The organism is Pseudomonas sp. Irchel s3f7, assembly GCF_900187615.1.
GTDB lineage: Bacteria > Pseudomonadota > Gammaproteobacteria > Pseudomonadales > Pseudomonadaceae > Aquipseudomonas.
In genome coordinates this window covers 13,515-36,237 of record NZ_FYDO01000031.1, presented here as the reverse complement: position 1 = coordinate 36,237, position 22,723 = coordinate 13,515, and the positions used below count along the sequence as shown (strand labels likewise).

General features: G+C 57.3%; 25 protein-coding genes, 1 tRNA gene and 2 pseudogenes. 16 read left to right on the top strand and 12 right to left on the bottom strand.

The features are described 5' to 3' along the window. The first annotated feature begins 15 nt into the window (after window positions 1–15). From atzF to CKW19_RS23455, 6 genes are all read left to right on the top strand, one after another. A complete protein-coding gene (gene atzF / locus CKW19_RS23480; protein WP_095060236.1) occupies window positions 16–1,794 on the top strand; it encodes an allophanate hydrolase in 1,779 nt (592 codons plus the stop codon). 129 nt (window positions 1,795–1,923) lie between these two features. After that, entirely contained in the window at window positions 1,924–3,417 is a 1,494-nt protein-coding gene (locus CKW19_RS23475; RefSeq protein WP_095060234.1) for a sensor domain-containing diguanylate cyclase, read from the top strand. After that, window positions 3,404–3,622 (top strand): cysteine-rich CWC family protein, encoded by a 219-nt coding sequence (locus CKW19_RS23470; protein ID WP_095060232.1) that lies wholly within the window; start codon window positions 3,404–3,406, stop codon window positions 3,620–3,622. The genes CKW19_RS23475 and CKW19_RS23470 overlap by 14 nt, the downstream gene beginning before the upstream one ends. 34 nt (window positions 3,623–3,656) lie before the next feature. Continuing rightward, the gene (locus CKW19_RS23465; protein WP_095060230.1) at window positions 3,657–4,349 is read left to right on the top strand and encodes a pseudouridine synthase; all 693 of its coding nucleotides are present in this window, start codon (window positions 3,657–3,659) and stop codon (window positions 4,347–4,349) included. A 312-nt stretch (window positions 4,350–4,661) separates the two neighbouring features. Then, entirely contained in the window at window positions 4,662–5,546 is an 885-nt protein-coding gene (locus CKW19_RS23460) for an alpha/beta fold hydrolase (RefSeq protein WP_095060227.1), read from the top strand. Window positions 5,547–5,723: 177 nt separating this feature from the next. Further along, window positions 5,724–5,797, top strand: a tRNA-Gly gene (locus CKW19_RS23455). A gap of 422 nt (window positions 5,798–6,219) precedes the next feature. Here the strand turns inward: CKW19_RS23455 and CKW19_RS23450 are convergent. From CKW19_RS23450 to CKW19_RS23440, 3 genes are all read right to left on the bottom strand, one after another. Then, a complete protein-coding gene (locus CKW19_RS23450) occupies window positions 6,220–7,518 on the bottom strand; it encodes a mechanosensitive ion channel family protein (RefSeq protein WP_095060225.1) in 1,299 nt (432 codons plus the stop codon). Window positions 7,519–7,789: 271 nt separating this feature from the next. After that, a complete protein-coding gene (locus CKW19_RS23445; protein WP_095060223.1) occupies window positions 7,790–8,137 on the bottom strand; it encodes a potassium channel family protein in 348 nt (115 codons plus the stop codon). A 92-nt stretch (window positions 8,138–8,229) separates the two neighbouring features. Further along, on the bottom strand, window positions 8,230–8,682 hold the full coding sequence (locus CKW19_RS23440; RefSeq protein ID WP_143498421.1) for an FkbM family methyltransferase: 453 nt from the start codon (window positions 8,680–8,682) through the stop codon (window positions 8,230–8,232). A gap of 361 nt (window positions 8,683–9,043) precedes the next feature. Here CKW19_RS23440 and CKW19_RS29620 point away from each other — a divergent pair. The 6 genes and pseudogenes from CKW19_RS29620 (at window position 9,044) to CKW19_RS23410 (ending at window position 12,337) form a co-directional block, all read left to right on the top strand. Further along, window positions 9,044–9,328, top strand: a pseudogene (locus CKW19_RS29620) (type II toxin-antitoxin system HigB family toxin). Next, window positions 9,328–9,558: pseudogene (locus tag CKW19_RS23430) on the top strand (type II toxin-antitoxin system HigA family antitoxin); the annotation flags it as partial. The pseudogenes CKW19_RS29620 and CKW19_RS23430, both read left to right, overlap by 1 nt. Window positions 9,559–9,761: 203 nt before the next feature. Continuing rightward, entirely contained in the window at window positions 9,762–9,941 is a 180-nt protein-coding gene (locus CKW19_RS23425; RefSeq protein WP_095060219.1) for a type II toxin-antitoxin system HicA family toxin, read from the top strand. A 37-nt stretch (window positions 9,942–9,978) separates the two neighbouring features. Then, window positions 9,979–10,386 (top strand): type II toxin-antitoxin system HicB family antitoxin, encoded by a 408-nt coding sequence (locus CKW19_RS23420; RefSeq protein ID WP_034150108.1) that lies wholly within the window; start codon window positions 9,979–9,981, stop codon window positions 10,384–10,386. A gap of 343 nt (window positions 10,387–10,729) precedes the next feature. Next, the gene (locus CKW19_RS23415) at window positions 10,730–11,689 is read left to right on the top strand and encodes an RHS repeat-associated core domain-containing protein (RefSeq protein ID WP_095060217.1); all 960 of its coding nucleotides are present in this window, start codon (window positions 10,730–10,732) and stop codon (window positions 11,687–11,689) included. 378 nt (window positions 11,690–12,067) lie between these two features. Continuing rightward, entirely contained in the window at window positions 12,068–12,337 is a 270-nt protein-coding gene (locus tag CKW19_RS23410) for a short-chain dehydrogenase (protein WP_095060215.1), read from the top strand. A 59-nt stretch (window positions 12,338–12,396) separates the two neighbouring features. On the opposite strand, the gene tam is transcribed toward CKW19_RS23410, so the two are convergent. Continuing rightward, entirely contained in the window at window positions 12,397–13,167 is a 771-nt protein-coding gene (gene tam / locus CKW19_RS23405) for a trans-aconitate 2-methyltransferase (RefSeq protein WP_095060213.1), read from the bottom strand. A gap of 182 nt (window positions 13,168–13,349) precedes the next feature. On the opposite strand from tam, the gene CKW19_RS23400 reads away from it, so the two are divergent. After that, a complete protein-coding gene (locus tag CKW19_RS23400; protein ID WP_095060211.1) occupies window positions 13,350–13,760 on the top strand; it encodes a low affinity iron permease family protein in 411 nt (136 codons plus the stop codon). A 49-nt stretch (window positions 13,761–13,809) separates the two neighbouring features. Here the strand turns inward: CKW19_RS23400 and CKW19_RS23395 are convergent, their stop codons facing one another. The 4 genes from CKW19_RS23395 to CKW19_RS23380 all read right to left on the bottom strand — a co-directional run bounded on the left by CKW19_RS23395 (window position 13,810) and on the right by CKW19_RS23380 (window position 16,746). Continuing rightward, window positions 13,810–14,313, bottom strand: coding sequence for a DUF4142 domain-containing protein (locus CKW19_RS23395; protein WP_095060209.1), 504 nt, complete (start codon window positions 14,311–14,313; stop codon window positions 13,810–13,812). A gap of 72 nt (window positions 14,314–14,385) precedes the next feature. After that, complete coding sequence (locus tag CKW19_RS23390) at window positions 14,386–14,547, bottom strand: KGG domain-containing protein (protein ID WP_082344429.1); 162 nt, start codon at window positions 14,545–14,547, stop codon at window positions 14,386–14,388. Between the two features lie 117 nt (window positions 14,548–14,664). Next, window positions 14,665–16,005, bottom strand: a complete 1,341-nt coding sequence (locus tag CKW19_RS23385) for a sensor domain-containing diguanylate cyclase (RefSeq protein ID WP_095060207.1) — start codon at window positions 16,003–16,005, stop codon at window positions 14,665–14,667. Between the two features lie 102 nt (window positions 16,006–16,107). Then, window positions 16,108–16,746 carry a LysE family translocator gene (locus tag CKW19_RS23380; protein WP_095060205.1) on the bottom strand — a complete coding sequence of 213 codons (639 nt, stop codon included), beginning with the start codon at window positions 16,744–16,746 and terminating at the stop codon, window positions 16,108–16,110. A 154-nt stretch (window positions 16,747–16,900) separates the two neighbouring features. Between CKW19_RS23380 and CKW19_RS23375 the strand changes: the two genes are divergently transcribed. Both CKW19_RS23375 and CKW19_RS23370 read left to right on the top strand, forming a co-directional pair. Beyond that, window positions 16,901–17,140, top strand: coding sequence for a CopG family ribbon-helix-helix protein (locus CKW19_RS23375; RefSeq protein ID WP_095060203.1), 240 nt, complete (start codon window positions 16,901–16,903; stop codon window positions 17,138–17,140). After that, on the top strand, window positions 17,130–17,414 hold the full coding sequence (locus CKW19_RS23370) for a type II toxin-antitoxin system RelE/ParE family toxin (RefSeq protein WP_095060200.1): 285 nt from the start codon (window positions 17,130–17,132) through the stop codon (window positions 17,412–17,414). Before CKW19_RS23375 ends, CKW19_RS23370 begins: the two co-directional genes overlap by 11 nt. Before the next feature lie 20 nt (window positions 17,415–17,434). Here CKW19_RS23370 and CKW19_RS23365 read toward each other — a convergent pair whose 3' ends face one another. After that, window positions 17,435–18,343 (bottom strand): LysR family transcriptional regulator, encoded by a 909-nt coding sequence (locus CKW19_RS23365; protein ID WP_095060198.1) that lies wholly within the window; start codon window positions 18,341–18,343, stop codon window positions 17,435–17,437. 77 nt (window positions 18,344–18,420) lie between these two features. On the opposite strand from CKW19_RS23365, the gene CKW19_RS23360 reads away from it, so the two are divergent. Continuing rightward, window positions 18,421–18,909 carry a DMT family transporter gene (locus CKW19_RS23360; protein WP_095060196.1) on the top strand — a complete coding sequence of 163 codons (489 nt, stop codon included), beginning with the start codon at window positions 18,421–18,423 and terminating at the stop codon, window positions 18,907–18,909. 77 nt (window positions 18,910–18,986) lie between these two features. Here CKW19_RS23360 and CKW19_RS23355 read toward each other — a convergent pair whose 3' ends face one another. From CKW19_RS23355 to CKW19_RS23345, 3 genes are all read right to left on the bottom strand, one after another. Continuing rightward, on the bottom strand, window positions 18,987–20,318 hold the full coding sequence (locus CKW19_RS23355; protein ID WP_095060194.1) for an MFS transporter: 1,332 nt from the start codon (window positions 20,316–20,318) through the stop codon (window positions 18,987–18,989). A 168-nt stretch (window positions 20,319–20,486) separates the two neighbouring features. Beyond that, a complete protein-coding gene (locus CKW19_RS23350) occupies window positions 20,487–21,413 on the bottom strand; it encodes a hydroxymethylglutaryl-CoA lyase (RefSeq protein ID WP_095060192.1) in 927 nt (308 codons plus the stop codon). Further along, window positions 21,410–22,603 (bottom strand): CaiB/BaiF CoA-transferase family protein, encoded by a 1,194-nt coding sequence (locus CKW19_RS23345; protein WP_095060190.1) that lies wholly within the window; start codon window positions 22,601–22,603, stop codon window positions 21,410–21,412. The genes CKW19_RS23350 and CKW19_RS23345 overlap by 4 nt, the downstream gene beginning before the upstream one ends. Window positions 22,604–22,723 lie beyond the last annotated feature (120 nt).

Sequence of the window (22,723 nt, the reverse complement as noted above, 5' to 3'; positions counted from 1 at the left end):
ATAAGGACCGACACCATGAACATCAATCTGCAACTCGACGCCCTGCGCAGCGCTTACCGCGACGGCAGCATTACACCTCGGCAACTGTTGCTGAGCCTGCGGGACAAAGCCGCGGCGCTGAACCCGGACTATCACCTGTTCATCCATTTGCTCAGTGTCGATGAACTGGAACCCTACCTCGCCGCCCTCGATGGCCGCGACATCGACAGCCTGCCGCTGTATGGCGTGCCGTTCGCGATCAAGGACAACATCGACCTGGCGGGCATTGCGACCACGGCGGCGTGCCCCTCGTTTGCCTATGTGCCGGAACGTTCGGCGACCATCGTCGAGCAACTGCTGGCGCTGGGCGCGATCCCGTTGGGCAAGACCAATCTCGACCAATTCGCCACAGGCCTCAACGGCAGCCGTTCGCCTTATGGCGCCTGCCCGAACAGTGTGTTGCCGGAGTACCCGTCAGGTGGTTCCAGTGCCGGTTCTTCGCTGGCGGTGGCGCTCGGTGTGGCGAGCTTTTCATTGGGCACCGACACGGCAGGCTCCGGCCGCGTGCCGGCAGCGCTGAACAATCTGGTCGGCATGAAAGCCACCAAGGGGCTGATCTCCACCGCCGGGGTGGTCCCGGCCTGTCGCACCCTCGATTGCGTGACCACGTTTACCGCAACGGCTCGAGAGGCCAGTCAGTTACTGGCGCTCACTGCACGCCTCGACCCTAGGGACGCGTACAGTCGCAATAATCCTTTGTGGAATGACGGCTCGGCGTTCGGCTCTCCACGTCCGTTCCGCTTCGGCGTGCCGCGTGCGCAGGACCTTGAGTTCTTCGGCTGCCCTGAAGGCCCGCTGCTGTTCGGTGATGCCATCGACCGGCTCAAGGCGTTGGGCGGCGAGGTGGTGGAACTGGACCTGTCGCCATTTTTGGAAGCCGCGCGCCTGCTCTATGAAGGCCCATGGGTTGCCGAACGGTACAGCGTGGCCGGCGAATTGATGGAACGAAATCCCGAAGCCGTGCTGCCGGTGATCCGCGCCGTATTGGCCAAGGCCCCCGCCGTCAATGGCGTGCAAACTTTCCGCGCCCAGTACCGGCTGCAAGCGCTGAAAACCTTGTGTGATAGAGCGCTGGAGGGTCTCGATTGCGTCGTCACGCCGACCATTGGCCGCCCGGTCACATTGGCCGAGCTCGACGCTGAACCCGTGCTGCGCAATTCCGAGTTGGGCTACTACACCAACTTCATGAACTTGCTCGACTACGCCGCCATCGCTGTACCGAACGGTCTCATGGGCAATGGTTTGCCGTGGGGCGTGACGCTGTTTGGTCGTGCCTTCACCGATCAGTACTTGTTGAGCGTGGCCGATGGTTTGCAACGCCAGCACGGTTTGGCGGCGCCTGCCTCAACGACCGTCGCACGCAATGACCGCGCTCGACTGGTGGTTTGCGGCGCACACCTGGACGGCTTGGCGCTGAACTGGCAGCTCAAGCAGCGAGGTGCCCGGTTGTTGGAAACGACCTTCAGCTCACCTGACTATCAGCTCTATGCGCTGGCCGGTGGACCGCCGTTTCGGCCCGGCATGGTCCGCGTGAAAGACGGTGGCGTGGCGATTGCCGTGGAAGTCTGGGAGTTGCCGAGCACGGAATTGGGGTCGTTCCTGACCGGGATTCCGGCGCCGCTGGGGTTGGGCAAAGTGCAACTGGCGGATGGTCGCTGGGAAAGCGGTTTTATCTGTGAGGCGTATGGATTGGAGGGCGCGACGGATATCAGTCATTTCGGCGGATGGCGGGCCTACCTGAAAACACTGGCATAAACGCGATTCCTACAGACGTTATGTGATGACGCAACCACTGGAACGAGTATTCGCGGCGCACATGGAGCAGTTATTTCCCGGCAGTGCCATTAGAATGCTATCCATCGGACCACTGCCAACGGAACTGCCATGCCGCTTCGCTCGCCGCTGTATTCTCAACGTTCGTTGGTCATCACGCTGGTCGCGTTGCTGGGCGCAGGTTTCATGGCTACGTCCTTTCTCAGTTACTACGCGTCGCGGGCGTCGATCCGCGACAGCATCGTCAATACAGAACTGCCGCTGACTTCCGACACGGTCTATTCGGAAATCCAGAAAGACCTTGTCAGACCGATCCTGATTTCCTCGATGATGTCCCGCGACACCTTCATGCGTGACTGGGTCGTCAACGGTGAAAATGACGCCGACCAGATGACCCGTTACCTCAACGAAGTCATGACCCATTACGGCGCCTACACCGCATTCTTCGTCTCCAACACCAGCCTGACCTACTACCACGCCAAGGGTGTGCTGAAACAGATCAAGGCTACCGAGCCCCGCGACGCCTGGTACTTTCGCGTGCGCGACATGAAGGATCCCTACGAGATCAACGTCGACCCGGACCTCGCCAACAAGGACAACCTGACCTTCTTCATCAACTACAAGGTCTACGACTACAACAACCGATTCATCGGCGCAGCGGGCGTTGGTCTGACGGTTGATGCGGTCATCAAGCTGATCGACAAGTACCAGCAGCGCTATCAACGCAGCGTGTTCTTCGTCGACAACTTTGGGCGCCTGGTGCTCACAGGCGCCGAAGGTGGCCCGCAAGGCGCGCACATCGGGCAGAAACTCAGCGAGCTCGACAGCATGAAAGACCTGGCCAACCGGCTGCCAAAACCCCACAGCGGCAGCTACGAGTATTCGGTCCAGGACCAGGAACACTTCCTCAATGTGCGCTTCATTCCAGAACTCAACTGGTACCTGTTCGTCGACAAACGCGAAGACGGCGCCCTGACTGAAATCCGCCAGTCGCTGTACCTCAACCTGTTGATCTGTTTTCTGGTCATGCTGATCGTCCTGGCCCTGCTCAACCGGGCGATCAAACGCTATCAGGACAAGATCCAGGCCCAGGCCACCCTCGACAGCCTGACCGAACTGCCCAACCGTCGCGGCTTCGACCTGCTGGCCGCGCAAGCCATGCACGAAGCCCAACGCGAACTCAAGCCACTGACCGCGCTGTTGCTGGACCTGGATCACTTCAAGGCGTTGAACGACACCTACGGTCACCTGGCCGGCGATCAGGTGCTGATCGGTTTTGCCCGGAGCCTGGAAAGCTGCCTGCGGCAGTCCGACATCGTCTGCCGCTGGGGCGGGGAAGAATTCATCGTGCTGCTCAAGGACACTGACGGTGAGACCGGTCGGATGATCGCCGAGAAAATTCGTCAGCACGTGGAACAACAGCGCTATGCCTACAACGATCAGGCCCTGCACGTAACCGTCAGTATCGGCCTCACCACCCTGCAACCCAATGACACCTTGCACAGTTTGCTGTCGCGAGCGGATCATGCGATGTACCGGGCCAAACAAAGTGGCCGTAACCGCACCTGCATGGAAATGTCTCAGTCCCGCTATGAACCCGCCTGACCTCTGCCCGGCCTGCGGTGCATCCAACGATTGCACCCTGGCCGACCCGCGAACCGCCGACCGCGCCTGCTGGTGCTATGGCGTCAGCATCGACCCGGCGATCCTAGAAGCGTTGCCGGCCGAAGTGCGCAATGCGTCCTGCCTGTGCCCGCGTTGCGCCGAAGTCGAGACGCAGTTGCAAGCGGCGCCACAGCCGTTCAAGTAAGATGCGCGGCCCTTTCTTCACTGATCGTTAATTCATGCGTGTTGACCGATTCCTCAGTAACCTGCCCTGCTTCAACCGTAAGCAAGTGCGCCTGTTGCTGGTGGAAAAACGCGTCCGTGTTGACGGAAAAATCGTCAGCGACCCACACGCTGAAGTCCGTGAATTCAGCCGCGTCGAAGTCGACAACGATGTGCTGCAAATCGGAAAACCCCTGCGCCACTTCATGCTGCACAAGCCTGCCGGTTGCGTGAGCGCTACCCGTGATCCGCAGCACCCGACCGTGCTCGACCTGATTCAAGAGCCGGACAAGGACGATCTGCACATCGCCGGACGCCTGGATTTCAACACCACCGGCCTGATGCTGATCACCAACGATGGCAGTTGGTCGCGACGCCTGACCCAACCGCAGACCAAATTGCCGAAGGTGTATTACGTCGAAACCGAACAGGACATCGGCCCCGAGTACGCGATCAAATTCAATGAAGGGCTGTACTTCGCCTTTGAAGACCTCACCACCCTCCCCGCCAGCCTGGAGCTGCTCGGACCAAAGTCCGCACGCCTGAGCATCGTCGAAGGTCGCTATCATCAGGTCAAGCGCATGTTCGGCCACTTCGACAACAAGGTGCTGCGCCTGCACCGAGAACGCATGGGGCCATTAACGCTCGACGACGCGTTGAAACCGGGCAAATACCGCCCATTGAGCGATGAAGAGATCGGATTGATCTAAGCAATCGACCGCTCAGCCGAAGTTGTCGAACAATTTACCAACGGCACTTGCACATTGATGTGACCCCTGCTTGAATCAGGACGTCGGCCGAAATGTGACCGACGAGTCACCCCATACCTCTAAGAAACTTTTTGCCGGTAGGGACCCTTGGGTTCCGGCCTCATCCGGCAGACTGCCCGCCAATAACAATACCCGTCGACCGGACTGCAATGGATCGACATGGGCCTCTCAAATTCCAGGCGTATGCCTACCTGTCACAAAGCTCGTGCAATCTCATTTGCGCGCATACCCGCTTGCCAGGAGTCTTATGACATGAGGCCAGAAATCGCTGTGCTGGATATACAAGGTCAGTATCGGGTTTACACGGAGTTCTATCGCGCAGACGCCGCAGAGAAGACCATTATCTTGGTCAACGGCTCGATGGCCACGACTGCGTCGTTTGCACAAACCGTGAAAAACCTCTATCCACAGTTCAACGTGGTCTGCTACGACCAGCCCTACGCGGGCAAGTCGAAAGCCCACAACCTGCATGAAAAAATGCTCACCAAGGAAATCGAAGGGCAGATCCTCCTGGAACTGATCGACCACTTCGGCGCCGAACACGTGCTGTCGTTTTCCTGGGGTGGCGCGGCGACCATGATGGCGCTGTCGCAACGACCACGGCGCATCGAAAAAGCCGTGATCAGCTCGTTCTCCCCGGTGATCAACGCGCACATGCTCGATTACCTCGAGCGCGGCGTCGACTATCTGGGCAGCCGCGACGGCGACCGCGTTGGGCATTTGGTCAACGACACCATCGGCAAACACTTGCCGTCGTTGTTCAAGCGCTTCAACTACCGTCACGTCAGCTCCCTGGCCGAGCATGAATACGGGCAGATGCACTTCCACATCAACGACGTGCTGCACAGCGATCGCCAGTGCTATTTGCACGCGGCGAAGAAAATCGGCGTACCGGTGCTGTTCCTCAACGGCGAATGGGACGAATACACCGCCGCCGACGACGCCCGATTGTTCGCCGGGCACGTGCAACACAGCACGTTCAGCACCCTCCAGGCCACCGGCCACTTTCTCGACATGGAGCACAAAGCCGCTTGCCGAGACAGCCGCAACGCACTGTTGGGCTTCCTGAAACCGGCACAGCATGAAAGCCGACCGCGTTACCACTACGTCCAGGACCACCATGCATTGGCCATCTGAAACAGCGTCATCGCGAGCAAGCCCCGCGCTACAGTGTTGATTGTATTCCTGTAGCCGAGGCTTGCCCGCGAACGACCGTTACCCGGTCCTTGCCATGTCTCATCTGCGCTAAACCCGTCTGGCGCAAAGAAAAACTTCATTTCCACGCGCACATCTGGTACAAAGTCACCGCTCTGAGCGGGTGTCGTATAATGGCATTACTCCAGCTTCCCAAGCTGATAACGAGGGTTCGATTCCCTTCACCCGCTCCACTAATTTCAAGGCCTCCAGCGGTGCATGCACATGACTGCATTCAGTTGGGGGCTGTATTGGGGTCAGTTTCGGGCTTTCGACTGTTCAGCCGACGCCTACTGCACTTGTAATCAGTAGGTCCCGGGCTCGATTCTTGGTACCGATACCATATAAATCAAAGGCTTGCAGCGATGCAGGCCTTTGTTGTTTCTGCCATACGTAAAATTCTTTTTAGATTCCTTTATAGCCACGGATGCTAAAGGATTGACTACCAATACGCTCGCCATGGAGGACGCCGACGAGGTGTACCAGATCCTATTCGAATTGCTGCGAGATCACATCGACGACCTGTAACACGGTCGAGCAGTGGACCGCTCCAGCTTCGGTTGGGGCGGTTTTTTTTGCCTAAAAAGGTCGGTAAAAGCCGCAGGGGATTGCGGTGTTACATGATGTGCTTTTCCGGTTCGGGAATATGGCTTGCGCCGAGGATCGCTGGCAGCAGACCTGTACGCAAATCCCCGCCACTCGGCTGTTGATAAAGACTCAACCCAAACTCAGGCAGCACCGCCACCAAGTAATCGAAAATATCCCCCTGAATCTGCTCGTAATCCGCCCACGCCGTTGTGCTTGTGAAACAGTAGATTTCCAGCGGAATGCCCTGCGCGGTGGCCTGCATCTGGCGGACCATACAGGTCATGCTCGGCTGTATCGCCGAGTGACTTTTTAGATACTCCAGCGCATAAGCGCGGAAGGTCCCGATGTTGGTCATCCGCCGGTGGTTGGCCGATATCGCTGCCACATTGCCCTTCGCTTCGTTCCAGGCTTTGAGTTCGACCTGTTTGCGACCGATGTAATCGCTCACCAGATGCACCTGCGACAATTTCTGCTCTTCATCATCGCGGATGAAACGCACGCCGCTGGCGTCGATGAACAAGCTGCGTTTGATCCGTCGACCGCCGGATTGTTGCATTCCACGCCAGTTCTTGAACGACTCGGACATCAAGCGCCAGGTCGGGATCGAAATAATTGTCTTGTCGAAGTTTTGCACCTTCACCGTGTGCAGCGTGATGTCGACCACGTCACCGTCAGCGCCGACCTGCGGCATCTCGATCCAGTCGCCCACCCGCAGCATGTCGCTGCTGGTCAGTTGCACACCGGCCACAAACGACAGCAGCGTGTCCTTGTAGACCAAAATAATCACCGCCGACATGGCGCCCAGACCCGAGAGCAGCAACAGCGGCGAACGGTCGATCAGGGTGGCGACAATAATGATCGCGCCCAGCGCGTACAAGACCATTTTTGTCAGGTGCACGTAACCTTTGATCGAACGGGTAAGGGCGTGTTCGGTGCGCGCGTAGATGTCCAGCGACGCATTGAGTAGGGATGTGACCGCCAGCAACAGAAACAGAAAGGTGAGCGCCAGCGACGCATTGCTGAGGAAATTCAGGGCGGTCGTGCTCAGCCCTGGCACCAGGCGCAGGCCGAACTGAATCACCAGCAACGGCGTCGCCTGGACCAGGCGATGAAAGACCTTGTTGTAGTAAAAGTCGTTGATCCAGTGCAGTGTCGGTTGGCGACCGAGCATTTTGGTCGTATGAAACATGAGGTACCGCGCCACTCGTCCGAGGACCAGCGCAATGACCAATAACAGCATCAGCGCCAGGCTTGTATGCAGGAGCGGGTGTTGATCGAGGGCACCCCAGAGGTCTTGGAGGTTGAGCCAGAGCTGCTTGATATCCATGGGCTAAAACGATTCCTCTGTAAGACGCGGCGGGAAATTAGGGCACTTAAGACGCTTTAGATGACGTTTGAAGACAAATTCATTGATGTTGTCGCTCAATCCAGAGGGCCGAAAGTGCCCTACTTCTACTGGGAAGCCCGCGACAAAGCGGGCACCTGGCACAGCGAGTTTCCTCGTCAATCTGGTGGCGGCACCAATCTGTTCTCTAGGGCCGTAACTACTGCTCAAACCTTGAGCTTGAGGCTAGATGGTTCTGCTTATTGCGCCAGTCCTACTCATCGGTACTTGCCGCACGAGCGGTGACTTCAATGGCCTTAATACTGATAGCTGCAAAGATGGCCGTCATCAGCACGCCGTTAAAACCAAGCACGATGGCAAGGAAACGCGAGGTAGCCAGTTTGGGCGCCAGGTCGCCGTAACCGATGGTCAGGCCGGTGACAAAAGCAAAGTAAATACCTTCAAATGCGCTCCACCCTTCGAGCTGACTGATGATCAGACCGAGCAGCGAGATAATAAAAATGAGCATTAAAAAAATCGGCGAGACAACAAGAAAATAAAACCACACAGTTTTGTAAAACTCGCGGCGAACTTTCTTTGCATAAGTGATACGCGTACGCATGTTATGGATTTCCATTAATAAAGTTTGAGCCAGGGAGAAATAAAATATTCTCTTTAGGAACAATTAAAATACTGTCCTATGGGTGCGCGGCATTAAAACAATAAAGTTTTGCTGTTTTCTTTTTCAGTTTTTTTTGCAAGAATTCTCTTAATGCTTACAAATGGCTTGCCACCATAACAAGCGGGGTCATAGTTGCTACCTAAAACAAACATTTCACAATCATTTAAATATGTTTCAAAAATGCCGTCATTTCTAAATATTGTGACGCTTGATTGTTCGCTATATTCAAGCATGATGATGGGGCGGAATTTAAATAATGCTTGCTTCAAGCCATGTATTACTTTGGATTCGTGCCCTTCGACATCATTTTTTATAAAATCAATTTTTGTTATGGCGGTCGAATTTTCAGCTACCCATTCATCGCCTCTGATGAGTGATACTGTTTCCGTGCTATGTGAGCCATCACGCGCCCCCGAGACCAGACGCGCCCATATTGCCATTTTCGTTAACAAAAATAGCGCATGAGTAGGCAGAGACGAAATCAAAAATTGATATTTCTGGTTAATTACGCTCTTTGAACAGAATCGCTCGTTAGTTTCTGTCAATCAGCGCGAAAGCAATTCGACCAACGCGCAGCGCTTCATCGTATTGAAAGTCGACGAAAGCAGCTTCATGAAAAGCGGCAGGAGCTTGATAGGTATTGCAGCCGCCCATTGTGATTTACGCGCCTGGAAGCTCCAATCTGTTGGCGCAATTTGGTCAGCATTTCCATATCCTGAAAAATTAACGTCGCAAAATCTGAGTTTTGTTAACGTTTGTTCTTGTCCGGTAACGGATTTCGTCCAGATCCAGGATTGCATCTCTTTGAAGCGACGACCACCATCTCCCAAAACGCGAGGTAATGCAGTGCGTGTGATTGCAAAAGGGACATTGCGGGAGTTCTGGGAAAGTAGTCCGGCTTATGCTGACCCCGAAACACCACTGGTTGAAGGGTATCGGCACATGGAAAAAACCGAGGTCAAAGCGGAGCTTAGAACGACCAGCATCTTCAAGGGTGGCAGGGTTGTATTCAACATCGGTGGCAACTAGTACCGAGTGTTCATGGCAATTGATTACCAACGCCAACTTGGTTTCATACGATTCGTTAGCACTCACGCTCAGTACGATCAGATCAACACGGAGACCGTGTGATGAATATTAAACCTATTCGCAGCCAAGAAGACCTGACCGCTGCATTTGCTCGTGTTGAGCAATTGTGGGGCTCGGAAGGCGATGAGTTGGAAGTTCTTGCGCTGCTCATCGAAAAGTACGAAGACGAACATTACCCGATGCCCCCCTCGGATCCGATTGAGGCAATTAAATTTCGCATGGATCAACAAGGCCTGACGCCTCGTGATCTGGAACCCTTCATCGGCACCAGCGATTTCGTGTGAGCGTACCTGACGAAAAACCTCGAAATACACAAAACACGTAAACCAAGACTTGCACAAAGCCATTCCCGCAGCGCCCTCCTAGACTCGATTCCTATCGCTGCACCGCCGAACCCGTGAGATTCGGTGGTTATAGTGTTGATTACAAAAAATCAGTAGGTATAGTAACCACAAGCACACCACAGGGAGGTGATGTGAATAGCCGTTTTTTGATAAGCCAACTCATTGCGGACGGCTGGTATCTGGTACGAGTCAGAGGCAGCCATCATCACTTCAAGCACCCGACCAAGCCGGGGTTGGTGACAGTCCCTCACCCGAAGAAAGATCTGCTCAAGAAAACGGCCATCAGTATTTTGCAACAGGCGCTGCTCTGACGAGTGCTAGGCGCCAAGTCCTCGGAGGACAATGAACATGCTTTATCCAATTGCGATTTCGATGGGCGACGACGAGCACGCCTGGGGCGTTGAAGTCCCCGACATTCCGGGCTGCTTTTCCGCCGGGGAAGATCTGGATGACGCGATGGCGATGGCCCGGGAAGCCATCGAAGGCCATTTCGAGATTCTGGCCGAAGACGGCTCGCCCATTCCACCAGCCAACAAAGTGACCTTGCACGCAGCTGACCCGAAATATGCCGGGTGTGCGTGGGCGCTGGTGGACATCGACGTTACCAAGTATCTGGGTAAGGCCCAGAAGCTGAACATCACGCTTCCGGGTTACCTGCTCAACCGTATTGATGAGTACGTGCTGCACCATCCGGAAGAGAAAAGCCGTTCGGGCTTTTTGGCCTCGGCGGCACTCAAGGTGTTGCAGCAGGGCTGATGACAGTGCTTCAGCGAGAAATCAACCGGCCCCTGTGGCCGGTTTTATGCCTCGAGTTCACGAACACCCTAAAGTCCGCTGCTGATCGAAAAATATGAAAACGATCATTCCCGGATGCGGCCCTGTGAGCCGATGGGTTGAAACACCCGCCTAACTTTTCTCAGCCGAACCAGTTCAGTTCTTAAATCGAAGATCGTCTGTACCGGGAGACGATCACTCACGTTTTTTTAATGCGATGAAGGCCGGATTAGGGCTAAGGGACTATCAGTTCTGCTAGTACAGCGACTGGATCGTTTGCTGTAAAACAGCGTGATCACATCCTTGAACGCAAAGACACAATCCCATGGCCCAACCCACCAGCCGCACAGTTCTACTTGCAACCAGCCAGAACCAATCCGTGCTGGCCGAAGTGAACCGGTACGAAACAAGCCACATGACATATACCGTCTATGGCCACCTCTCAGGCACGTACCTGCCATCAACTGGCTTAGGATTCAATGGCCAATGTCGAGAGCGTCATACGGGTTGGTACATGCTGGGTAATGGCTATAGAGCCTATAACCCGATATTGATGCGCTTCCATAGCCCAGACAAACTGAGCCCGTTTGGTGCGGGTGGATTGAACTCATACACGTATTGCCTCGCAGACCCAATCAATCATCGAGATCCAACAGGACGCGTCGCTCTACCGATCATTTTGAGCAAACTTGCTGGATTCATGGGAGGGTCGTCTTCTATAGGCGGAATGGCTCTTGCGTTATCCAGCAGTGCTCGCTTCAGCGGACAAGGGGTTTTGGCGTTAGGTACCGGCGCGACTGGCATATTGCTTGGGGCAGTAGCATTCGCAAATCCTGCCTCCGTTATTGCACCGGTTTTGGCAAGCGCAGGGATGACCGCGGGTGTCGCCAGCGTAACGCTGGCTTACAGGGCGGCACGAGCAGCAACTGCTAGAGGCACTCAATGGTTTCAGTCGGCAGCCCGAGCCTTCGATAATCCCCCTCGGTATTCAACACTGTCGTTGCAAGAGGTTTCGCCTCCTTCATTCTCCAGCTTGAACCTGGATCCGCCACCACCGTACACCCCAGCGAGAGCGCAAAACCCTATTGCTCCCACACACTCAACCGCTCGCTCTGTACCATCTACTTCTGGCCGCTCGCTACAAAATACGCGTTTTTCGGCAGATCAAAGGGCACAACTAAATCGACCTGAACGAGTCGTCGCTCGAATGAGCGAATTACCTCAGGTGCAATTCGTTGATGAACTGAATTCCGCAGCCAGAAATGTTAGAGCCCCCAGACACTAAGCAACGAAGTTCTTTCGAAACAGCCAATCAAATAAACCAATTTCTTGGTTATTAATCATAAAAAGCAATGTCCTACACGACACTGGGAATTGTCCGTAGACTTGCGCATTGCTGCACCTTTGTCATGAGTCCTATAGTCCGAGCGCGCCCCAATGGCGTGTCGGGTTTGGCGACTCGACGATACGGTGCAGAAGCTTCCGAGCAGTTATCGGTGCGCTTTTGAACGCACTGTGCTGCCTGTTTTTTGGTAGCTGTGCGTGGGAGATCTTAGGATCTGCCGGTTTTGCCGTGTCCCGGTTCGCCAACCCGCGTACAGCTGCCACCCTTTGTTTGGCGACGATGGAGTGGTTAATTCAAAAAATTACACGGAAATCACTCATGCAGGAATTCATGGCTTTAACCAGCAACGCCGACGACCTCCCCTCCCTCTACGTCAACACGACCCAACCTCTGCACTCCCTCCTCAGCACCGCCAGCTACAGAATCCGAGCCGTTACTCAACTTCTGGAAAACCTCGCCATGCGCGGTGACCTGACCTCTGACACCGTCGTTTTGAGTGATTTTGCATTGCTGTGCTGCGTGCCATTGCGCGATGGTTGCGATGTGCTGGATGTGATCGCTCGACGGCTGGATGCAGAGCCGTCCTGATGCAATCCTGTGGCGAGGGAGCATGCTCCCTCGCCACAATGTCGGGGTGCTTTGCAGTCTCAGCGGGTCGCGACAATGAACAACCGTGGAAACGGCAACAGCACCGAACCATCAGCCAGCGCCGGATAAACCTGTTCAATCGCTGACAGATATTGTTTGAGGTACTGCACCCGCTCCGCCTCATCCAGCGGTTCAATAAACGGCCGCAACCCACTGCCCTTGAACCACTCGACGACACCGGCCGCACCCTCCGCGAGTGGATGATGGTAGGTGGTGCGCCACACATCGACGCGCGTGCAGCAGGCTTTGAGCATCGAATAATAAACGCCGGCATCGGCCATCTCGGTCCGCTGCCCGGCGACTTTCGAAAGCTTGCTGGCCCATGGTCCGTCAGCCGCGACTTCGCGCATCAAGCGATGCGAAGGTTGCTGGAGGTTGTCGGGCATCTGAATCGCCAGGCTGCCGCCGGGCGCAAGTTTGTTCACCAGTGCAGGCAACAACGTGGCGTGATCGGGCACCCACTGCAACACCGCGTTGGCGAAAATCACATCGAACGGACCTGCTTCGCTCCAGGTATCGATGTCCGCGATATCGAATTGCACTTGTGGCAGGCGCTGGCGTGCAGCCTCGATCATGTCGCTCGAACTGTCCAACCCGCGCACCGCAGCGCCGGCAAAACGTTCCACCAGCAACTCCGTCGAGTTACCGGGACCACAACCGATATCGACGGCCGAGCGCACATCACCGGCGGGGATCGCCGCCAGCAGGTCTCGGGCTGGGCGGGTGCGTTCATCTTCAAAAGCGACGTATTGTTTGGCGGACCAAGTCATTGCGTTCTCCTGTCGGTGCGTTGTCGGGACGTGGGCCGACAACCGGTTCGCCAAGATACCGCGTTGGTCACTGTGAATGGTTTCAGAGCTCCGCTTTTTCAGTTACACCTCAACCCCAGCCGAATTTTCCTCTCCCCTCTGATGTCTGAATTTCAGGTTCATCCCCAACAAGGAATACGGCCATGAAATTCGCAAAAGTCGCGCAGAAACTCGCCCTGTGGGCCGGCAGCCCCATGACGTTCATGGGAGCGATCATTCTGATTTTTTTGTGGGCGGTGAGCGGGCCGTTTTTCGGTTACAACGACACGTGGCAACTGGTCATCAATACCTCGACCACCATCATCACCTTCCTGATGGTGTTCCTGATCCAGAACACGCAGAACCGCGACACGGACATTTTGCATTTGAAGGTCGATGAGTTGCTGCGGGTGACCAAGGATGCGCAGAACGCGATGCTTGGGCTCGAAGCGCTGGACCTCAAGGAGTTGGAGGCGCTGAGAAAGAAGTATCGGACCCTCGGCGAAGGCCAGACCATTTCCCTGGACGGTACCGTTATCGAAGAAAAGGCTCAGTCCGGATTGAAAGACTGCTGATAAAACAGCCATTGCGCAGGCGTCTGTCATCGCCTGCGCAATTCAAAAATCAGCGACTGGCTTGCAGCGCCCTGGCCATTTCCAGATGGTTCTGTAGCTTCGGCAGAGTCTCCTCGGCAAACGCTTTGATTTGCGGTACGTCAGTGGTCTGCGCCGTCTGCTGCAATTGTTCGATGGCTTCCTGAGTGGTTTTCACCTGACTGGCGGTATAGGCCTCATCAAACGTCGCGCCTTCCATCACCTGCGGCATCAATGCCTTGGCTTTTTCCATCACCTCCTCGCGCGGTGCCACCGGCAGATCCAGTTGTTTGGCGATTTTTGCCAGGTGCTGGTTGGCGGTGGTGCGGTCGTTGATCACGACGATGGTGTAGTCCTTGACCTCTTTGGATTCGGACTTCTGGTGCGCCAGTCGGCTGGCTTCGATATCCGCCATGCCTTTGGCGGAGGCATCGTTGATGAATTCCGCAGGCGACTGGGCGAAGGCGCTGCTGGCGCACAGGCCCAACAACGTTACAAAACTGGCATTACGCAATCGGGTGGCCATCCGGTTCATGGTCGCGCCCTCCTCTTAAAATTCAAACGGGAGCTTTCGCTCCCGCTTCTCAATTAAAACGACCGTTATCCACTAGCGGGACTTTTGCCCGCCTTGTCCGCCTTTTCGACCCATGTCGGGCTTCTCTTTATCGACAGTCGTGGTGGTCGTTTTCCCACCTTTGCGACCGGCTTCAGATGCCTTCGTTCGATCGTTGGCGAAATTTCCCGAGTTCGAGTTTCTTGAGTTAGGCATGATTCTCTTCCTCTTGGTATTGATCGCGGCGAGCTGTAGCCCGCATAGAATCTGAATTTTCGCGTGCCAAAAGGTTTAGAAAACCTGAAATCGTCTCGACGAACGGTGATGACACTTTCAGACGAAGCGCAGGTGATGTGCGCGCTTGGCGGTGTACATCGCCTCGTCGGCATGGCGCAGCAACTGCTTATCTTCAGTGCCATGTTCAGGGTACTGGGCGACGCCGATACTGGGCTGGATGTTCAGACTGTGGCCGTCCAGGCGCAGGGGCTGGTCCAGCACCTGACGGATTTTTCCGACCACGATGTCGGTGTCTTCCGAAGCCTGAATGCTGTGCAGTAACACCACGAATTCATCGCCGCCAATGCGCGCCACCGTGTCGGTGTCCCGCACGCAGCCCCTGAGCCGGTTGGCCACCGCTTGCAGCAGCATGTCGCCGACCGCGTGGCCGTGGGTGTCGTTGACTTGTTTGAAGCGGTCGAGATCGACGTACAACAACGCCATTCGTCCGTTCGCCTCCCGGGCCACCTCCATTGACGCCTTGAGCCGGTCCCGCAGCAGCTCGCGATTGGGCAGTTGCGTCAGTTGGTCGTACTGAGCCATGTGTTGCAGACGGGCGTGCAATTGCTTGCGCTCGATGGCGGTAGCGACCTGAGCGCAGACATATTGCAGCAGCTCCTTGTCTTGCTCGGTATAGCGCTCCCCGCCGGGGATGCTCTTGACGATCAGCGCTCCGATGGTGCCCTTTTGCGAGTTCAGCGGTACGCCCAGCCAGCAAGGGGCGTCGTGCCCGGTCATCAGCGTCTCAAAACCCGGCGCAATCTGGTCCGGCGTCAGCAGTATCGGCTGCCCCGAGCGGATGACTTCGACGCACAAACGCCCGGTAATCGTCCCCGGCTGCCCGGGTTGCGGCTCGTGGTCATCGACGTGATAAGGGAAATTCAGTTGTGCGCAGTGCTCGTCATACAGCGCCACGGAGAAATTCAGCGCCGGCAGCCATTCGCCAATGATCATGTGGATGCGTTTGAACAACGCCAGCAAATCTTCTGCCGCATGGGCAGCTTCAGAGATGGCGTACAGCGCCGCTTGCCGGGATTCGGCCTGTTTGCGCTCAGTGATGTCACGCGCCACGGCGATACGCAGTTGGTCGACCTCGGACCAACGCGCCGACCACAGAATGTGCACGACCTGGCCATCCTTGCGCACGTAGCGGTTTTCGAAGTTGAGCTTGGGCTCGCCGCCCATGATCTCCCGTGCAGCGTCGAGGGTGCGCTGACGGTCGGCCGGGTGCACCAGATCAATCATCGGCAGGCCGATCATCTCATCGGGGCTGTAACCGAAAATACGCTCGCAGGCTGCACTGACAAAGACGAAGCGGCCCTGCTTATCCACCGCGCAAACGGCGTCCAGCAAGAGATCGATGTAGCTCGCCAGCGGCGCAGAATTTCTGGTTGCCATGGTACAGAGAGCGCTTCCGGACAATGCAGCAATCAAATCCATCCCTGACCGATCAAGCGCCCCTGCGCTGCCGGTGTGACTGATGCATCCCTGCGATCAACGTCAAGCCTTGTTCGCAACCAACCCCGGCAAGGCATGCGCCAGCGCGTTGATGGCGAAACCGATGAACATTACCCCGCACAGCCGGGTGATCGCCAGTTCATGGCGTTGGTACAGGGTGCGTACCCGCCGTGCCCCGACAATCCCGATGAGGATAGCGTAGGCGATAAGTCCGCCGACGAAGCTGAGGACGATCAACCACGGCAACATCGACCAGGTCAGCAACTCCGCGCGGCTCGACAACAATGCGGTAAACGTGGCCACTGCCACCGGATATGCCTTCGGGTTGGTCAGGCCAAACAGAATGCCATGCCAGAACGGCTGCCGCGCCGGCCCCTGCGGAGCTTCGGTGCCACTGCGACGGGCCCGCACGGCACGCCAGCCTAACCAGAACAGATAGAGCCCACTGAGGACGCCGAGTACATCAAACGCGGTACTGCCGATTTCCCGCGCGCCGACGATCGCCACCAGCGCGGTGCTGCACCAGACCACATCGCCCAGCAAATGCCCGCACAAAAAACCTGCACCGGCCCGCCGTCCATGCGCCGCGCCAATGCCGAAAACGGCCAGCACGCCAGGGCCCGGCGTAATGCCGTAGATAAATCCCGAGGCAAGCACGGCCATGAGTAGCGAGGGGGTCATTGGGGCTCCTTTTTATGCGCAGTGTTGAATGTTCGGCAGTCTATCTCAGGTCTGTAGCACTCGACTGAAACATCTCGATAGACGAACGGGCTGGCCGCGCCCTACTGATCGCGGTGTAGTATGTTGTATTACAAATCACTACATCGAGACCATCATGTCAGTTATGTCACTGCGCATACCGGACGAAATCGCCAATACCCTCGCCAGTCTTTCCAAAGCTACGGGCCGCAGCAAATCTTTTCTCGCCGTGAATGCCTTGCGCGAATACCTGGCACGTGAAGCGTGGCAAATCGAGGAAATTCAGAAAGCCTTGAAAGAAGCCGAGGATGGGGACTTCGCGACGCAGGAGGAAGTGAACGCAATCACAGAAAAGTGGACTGTCAATGCAGGTTGAGTGGTTGCGTACGGCGTTAAAGAATCTTGATGACGAAGCCACGTACATCGCCATCGAGAATCCAAAAGCTGCAGCCGAGTTCGTCCAGGCAATTCTCGCCAGTGTTGATCACCTCGCCCGGTTTCCAGCGACAGGCCGCGAGGGACGCCTACCCGGTACGCGGGAATGGGTCATGCCTGATCGTCCCTATTTGATTCCCTATCGGGTTCGCCAGGATCGGCTTCAAGTACTGCGAGTTTTTCATACGCGTCGACTTCCACCCTCCAGTTGGTAACGGTCATTCAGAAAAAGCCTTTAGCGTTTGATCACCTCCCCAATCCGCTGATTCAACCAATTCAATGCCTGATCCCCGCCTCGCCGCTTGTGCCACACCAACACAAAGGTGAACGACGGAATCTGAAACGGTGGCGGCACCACGATCAGCGTCTGCTCATCGATGTCGCGCAAGGCCCGTGAAGCGACGGTGAGGATCAGGTCGGTGCCGCTGATGAACTCCGGGGCGACGCGCCAGTGCGGCAGGCTGATGGCGACGCGGCGGCGCTCGCGCAGACAGGTCAGGGCGCGCTCGATTTCCGGCGTGCCGCTGCCGCGCATTTCCAGCAAGACATGGGGACGACTCAGGTAGGTGGGCAGGTCGAGCACGCCCTCGGCGGGCAGGCTGTTGCGGTCCACCAGGCAGGCGTAGTGCTCTTCGAACAGCGGCAGGCTGCGCAATTCGTTGGGTAACTCTGGAAAGACAGCGGCGGCGATATCGATATCACCGTTGACCACGCCTTCGAGCATGCCTTCGCGGCTGGCGTGGCTGATTTGCAGGTCGATGCCCGGCGCTTCTCGACGCAAGGTACGGATCAATCCCGGCAGGACGATGGCAGCGCCGTAGTCGGACATGGCCAGGCGAAAAGTGCGCTTGGCCGTCGCCGGATCGAAGGCATTGGGTGCCAACAAGGATTGCACCTGGGCCAACGTTTCGGACAGCGGCACCACCAATTCCAGTGCTCGCGGAGTGGGCACAAGACCCGCCCCCGCACGGACCAACAGCGGATCCCCCAGTAAATCGCGCAAGCGGGCCAAGGCATGGCTGACCGCCGGTTGGCTCAAATGCAGGCGCTCGGCGGCGCGGGTGACGTGTTGCTCGCTGAGCAAGGCATCGAGGATCACCAGCAAGTTGAGATCGATGCGGCGCAGATCATTCATCTGATGCATGTTCTGAATAGCAAAATGGAATTTAAATCTGCACGACGAATACCCTACAGTCCAGCAAAACTTGTTGGAGTAAGAACATGAGTACGTTGCATTGGGCTGGCCTGTTACTGCTTGCCGCGTTTGCCGGGGCGGTGGTGCCTTTCCAGAGCGCGATCAACGTCAATCTTGGGCGCGGCCTGGGTCATCCGTTGTGGGCAACGCTTGCCTCATTGATGGTGAGCATTCTGGTGCTGCTGCCGATCATCCTGGCATTGCGCTTGCCGTTGCCTTCACTCACGTTTATCAGCAAGGCGCCGCTGTGGATGTGGGCAGGTGGCGCGTTCGGGGTGTGCTTCATTTCGTTGGCGTTGGTGCTGCTGCCCAAGCTTGGGGCTTCGGGCTTTATGGCCCTGGCGCTCGCGGGGCAAGTGGTGGCGTCGATGTTGCTCGACCACTTTGGGTGGTTTGGGTTGGTGGAGCGGCACCTGACATTGCCCAAGGTGTTGGGGGCGCTGTTGTTGATTGCGGGGGTGGTGTTGATTCAGTTTGGCGATGCGGCGGGGAAAGCACTGACCGTGACGTCTTGAAGATCAAAAGATCGCAGGCTGCGCCAGCGCCTACAGGAATGCGTGGTCTTTGTAGGCGCTGGCGCACCTGCGATCTTTTAAAACTTGTCGAGGGTACGCAACTTCTGCGGCAGCCCCCACATCAGTAGCGCCACGGCGATCAGCGCACACACCCCAATCACATACAGCGCTGGCGTGGTGCTACCGGTCAGGTCTTTGATCCGCCCGACCATGACCGGGCTGACGATGCCGCCGAACTGGCCCAGGGTGTTGATCACCGCGATCCCGCCCGCCGCACCTGCGCCGGCACCGGCCAGCAGTTTTGGCGGCAAGGTCCAGAAGCTCGGGATGGACGCGATGATGCCGGCACCGAGCAAGCCCAGGGCGACGATCAGGAAGGTCGTGTGATTGGCAAAGATCCCGGCGCTGAAGAAACCGACTGCGCCCACCGCCACCAGACCTGCGACGAACTTGCGCCGTTCACCCGTCGCATCGGACAACCGCCCGATGACCACCATGCAGATCGCGCCACAGATGTACGGAATAGCCGTCAGCAGACCGATCATCACCGGGCTCTCGGTACCGGCGCTGCGGATCAATTGCGGTGCCCAGAAATTCAGGCCGTAGGACGCCACCTGGATCAGAAAGTAGATCAGCCCCAGTGTCAGGAATCCCGGAATCCGCAGCGCCGCGAGCAGCGAGCCGCCGCTCTTGTGCGGTTCGTGGTGAGCGATACGACTGGCCAGCATCGTCTTCTCCGACGGCGTCAGCCAATGGGCGTCTTCGATGCGATCCTTGAGCAGCGTCAGCACGAGCAAACCGAGGCCGATACACGGCACACCACCGAGCAGGAACAGCCAGTGCCAGCCGCGCATTTGCAACACGCCGTCGAGGTGCTGCAACACCAAACCGGAAAACGGCGCGCCCACCAGACCGGCAAACGCAGAGGACAGGAACAGCATCGACGTGATGCGACCGCGGTAGTGCTGCGGAAACCAGAGCGTCAGGTAATACAGCACGCCCGGCGCAAAACCCGCCTCCATCGCGCCAATCACGAAGCGCAGCGCGTAGAACTGCCATTCGCTGTTGACGAACACCATCAGTGCCGTGGCCAGGCCCCAAGACATCATGATCCGGGCGATCCAGCGGCGGGCGCCGACCTTGTACAACATCATGTTGCTCGGCACTTCGAAAATCACGTAGCCAACGACGAACAACCCGGCGCCGAGGCCATAAGCGGTGTCGCTCAGGCTCAGGTCGGTTTGCAATTGAAACTTGGCGAAGCTGATGTTGATGCGGTCGAAAAACGCGAACAGGTAGCAAACCATGATCAATGGCATCAGGCGCCAGGCGACTTTGCTGACCAGGGCTTTTTCTTCGTCGTGGCTAACGGACGGGCTCGCGCTCGCCTCCAGTGCATTCAGGCTCATAGTGGTTCTCCAGGCGGACTTCCCATGGGTGTCCGATTGTTTTTGTTGTCTGGTTGAGGTGCGTTTTCTGTAGGAGCCGGCTTGCTGGCGAAGCGGTGTACCCGTCGACATTAATGTTGAACGGGATGACCTCATCGCTGGCAAGCCAGCGCCTACAAGGGGTTGATGTCAGGTAGGGATCGGATGCAAATCGCAGTTGCGTCCGGCCTTGGCCAATTGACCGGGCACCTCGTGGCCCAGCAGCGCTGGCAACCCTCGGGACAGCTCGAGCAACAACGGCAAATCGATACCGGTTTGAATGCCGATTTCATCGCACAGGTTGACCAGGTCTTCCGTGCAGATATTGCCCGAGGCGCCCGGTGCGAACGGACAACCGCCAAGTCCGCCAAGTGCCGCATCAAAGCGCCGAGCACCGGCCTCGTAGGCGGCGAGAACGTTACACAAGCCAAGGCCCCGGGTATTGTGAAAATGCAGGGTCAGATCCGCAGGCGAAACCCGCTGCAACACCCGGCGCACGAGGCGATCGACCTGACGCGGATTGGCCATGCCGGTGGTGTCGGCCAGGGTGATGCCCTGAATGCCGAGCTCCTGATAGGCATCGACGATTTGCAGTACGCGGTCCTCGTCGATCTTGCCTTCGAACGGGCAACCGAAGGTGGTGGCGATGCTGCCGTTGAGTCGCACCGGACTGTCGCCAACGAACTGCACAATCTCGCCGAACGCGGCCAACGAGTTTTCACAACCCATGCGCATGTTCGCCCGGTTATGGGTCTGGCTGGCGGACATCACCAGGTTCAACTCATCGGCACTGCAGGCCAGCGCCCGTTGTGCACCTTTGAGGTTGGGGATCAGAGCGACATAGATCACTCCCGGTTTGCGGACAATGCCCCTGAACACCGACTCACCATCGCGCAATGCAGGAATCGCCTTGGGCGAGACAAATGAACCCCCTTCGATACGACTGAAACCGGCTTGCGACAGTTGATCGATCAAGGCGATCTTATCGACGGTTTTGACCCAGGTCGGCTCGATCTGCAAGCCGTCGCGCGGGGACACTTCCTGAACGATCAGGCGCTCGGAATAATCGGTGATCATTGCACCACTCCTTGTGTTTTCAGGCGTTCGATGTCGGCCAGTGTCAGGCCCAATTGTGCGAGGACACTGTCGGTATGCTGGCCCAGACCGGGGCCGGACCAATTCACGCCACCGGGGGTTTCGGAAAGCTTCGGCACGATGCCCGGCATCTTCACCGTGGCACCTCCGGGCAGCTCGGCGTTAAGCAGCATATCCCGCGCTTGATAGTGCGGATCGGCGACGATATCGGCCACGGAATAGATGCGCCCGGCGGGCACTTCGGCGGCTTCCAGCGCGGCCAGGACGTCGTCAATGGGCAGGCTGCTGGTCCAGTGGGTGATGGCCGCATCGAGCAAACCGCTCTTGGCTGCACGCCCGTCGTTATGGGCGAATTCTGCCGCCTCGGCCAGATCGGGGCGGCCGATGGTTTGCATCAGGCGCTTGTAGATCGGGTCGCTATTACCGGCGATGACTACGTAGGCGCCATTGGCGGTGAGGTACGTATTGGAAGGTGCAATCCCGGGCAAGGCGCCGCCGCTGCGCTCACGTACATGACCAAGCATGTCGTATTCGGGCACCAGGCTTTCCATGACGTTGAACACGCTTTCGGCCAGCGACACATCAACGATCTGCCCGCCGCCCTGCCCGGTCTTGACCCGCAGCAGCGACATCAGCGCGCCAATCACGGCGTGCAGCGACGCCAGGGAATCGCCAAGACTGACACCCACTCGCGCCGGTGGCGAACCGGGGGTGCCGGTGGTGTAGCGAATCCCGCCCATGGCCTCGCCAATCGCGCCGAAACCCGGACGGTCGCGGTAGGGACCGGTCTGGCCGTAACCGGAGATCCGCACCAGGGTCAGATTGGGGTTGAGGGCATGCAGCACGTCCCAGCCGAGGCCGAGTTTTTCCAGTGCGCCGGGGCGCAGGTTTTCGATCAGCACATCGGCGCTGGTCGCCAGTTGCTTGACCAGTTCGATGCCTTCGGGGGATTTGAGGTTCAGCGCCAACGATTTCTTGTTGCGCGATTGCAGGTACCACCACAACGAAGTGCCTTCGTGCAGCTTGCGCCATTTGCGCAGGGGATCGCCCTGGCCCATGGCTTCGATCTTGATCACTTCGGCGCCGAACTCGGCGAGCATGCGGGCAGCGAATGGCGCGGCGATCAGCGTGCCGATCTCGATCACTTTGATTGCGCTCAACGGGGCAGTCATCGCGGGGTACCTCTAGTTGTTCTTGGAATTGATGCCAAGGCTAGAGGAACGGGCCCTGAGGAATCCAACCTTCAGTTGGCAACGGGCGTTCGCGAAATGCGAACGCTCCCGGAGATTTTC

Excerpts from the sequence above, each read along its gene's own strand:
- atzF (WP_095060236.1), top strand. The coding sequence starts at position 16 with ATGAACATCAATCTGCAACTCGACGCCCTGCGCAGCGCTTACCGCGAC.
- CKW19_RS23475 (WP_095060234.1), top strand. The coding sequence starts at position 1,924 with ATGCCGCTTCGCTCGCCGCTGTATTCTCAACGTTCGTTGGTCATCACG.
- CKW19_RS23470 (WP_095060232.1), top strand. The coding sequence starts at position 3,404 with ATGAACCCGCCTGACCTCTGCCCGGCCTGCGGTGCATCCAACGATTGC.
- CKW19_RS23465 (WP_095060230.1), top strand. The coding sequence starts at position 3,657 with ATGCGTGTTGACCGATTCCTCAGTAACCTGCCCTGCTTCAACCGTAAG.
- CKW19_RS23460 (WP_095060227.1), top strand. The coding sequence starts at position 4,662 with ATGAGGCCAGAAATCGCTGTGCTGGATATACAAGGTCAGTATCGGGTT.
- CKW19_RS23450 (WP_095060225.1), bottom strand. The coding sequence starts at position 7,518 with ATGGATATCAAGCAGCTCTGGCTCAACCTCCAAGACCTCTGGGGTGCC.
- CKW19_RS23445 (WP_095060223.1), bottom strand. The coding sequence starts at position 8,137 with ATGCGTACGCGTATCACTTATGCAAAGAAAGTTCGCCGCGAGTTTTAC.
- CKW19_RS23420 (WP_034150108.1), top strand. The coding sequence starts at position 9,979 with ATGCTTTATCCAATTGCGATTTCGATGGGCGACGACGAGCACGCCTGG.
- CKW19_RS23415 (WP_095060217.1), top strand. The coding sequence starts at position 10,730 with ATGGCCCAACCCACCAGCCGCACAGTTCTACTTGCAACCAGCCAGAAC.
- CKW19_RS23410 (WP_095060215.1), top strand. The coding sequence starts at position 12,068 with ATGCAGGAATTCATGGCTTTAACCAGCAACGCCGACGACCTCCCCTCC.
- tam (WP_095060213.1), bottom strand. The coding sequence starts at position 13,167 with ATGACTTGGTCCGCCAAACAATACGTCGCTTTTGAAGATGAACGCACC.
- CKW19_RS23400 (WP_095060211.1), top strand. The coding sequence starts at position 13,350 with ATGAAATTCGCAAAAGTCGCGCAGAAACTCGCCCTGTGGGCCGGCAGC.
- CKW19_RS23395 (WP_095060209.1), bottom strand. The coding sequence starts at position 14,313 with ATGAACCGGATGGCCACCCGATTGCGTAATGCCAGTTTTGTAACGTTG.
- CKW19_RS23390 (WP_082344429.1), bottom strand. The coding sequence starts at position 14,547 with ATGCCTAACTCAAGAAACTCGAACTCGGGAAATTTCGCCAACGATCGA.
- CKW19_RS23385 (WP_095060207.1), bottom strand. The coding sequence starts at position 16,005 with ATGGCAACCAGAAATTCTGCGCCGCTGGCGAGCTACATCGATCTCTTG.
- CKW19_RS23380 (WP_095060205.1), bottom strand. The coding sequence starts at position 16,746 with ATGACCCCCTCGCTACTCATGGCCGTGCTTGCCTCGGGATTTATCTAC.
- CKW19_RS23375 (WP_095060203.1), top strand. The coding sequence starts at position 16,901 with ATGTCAGTTATGTCACTGCGCATACCGGACGAAATCGCCAATACCCTC.
- CKW19_RS23370 (WP_095060200.1), top strand. The coding sequence starts at position 17,130 with ATGCAGGTTGAGTGGTTGCGTACGGCGTTAAAGAATCTTGATGACGAA.
- CKW19_RS23365 (WP_095060198.1), bottom strand. The coding sequence starts at position 18,343 with ATGCATCAGATGAATGATCTGCGCCGCATCGATCTCAACTTGCTGGTG.
- CKW19_RS23360 (WP_095060196.1), top strand. The coding sequence starts at position 18,421 with ATGAGTACGTTGCATTGGGCTGGCCTGTTACTGCTTGCCGCGTTTGCC.
- CKW19_RS23355 (WP_095060194.1), bottom strand. The coding sequence starts at position 20,318 with ATGAGCCTGAATGCACTGGAGGCGAGCGCGAGCCCGTCCGTTAGCCAC.
- CKW19_RS23350 (WP_095060192.1), bottom strand. The coding sequence starts at position 21,413 with ATGATCACCGATTATTCCGAGCGCCTGATCGTTCAGGAAGTGTCCCCG.
- CKW19_RS23345 (WP_095060190.1), bottom strand. The coding sequence starts at position 22,603 with ATGACTGCCCCGTTGAGCGCAATCAAAGTGATCGAGATCGGCACGCTG.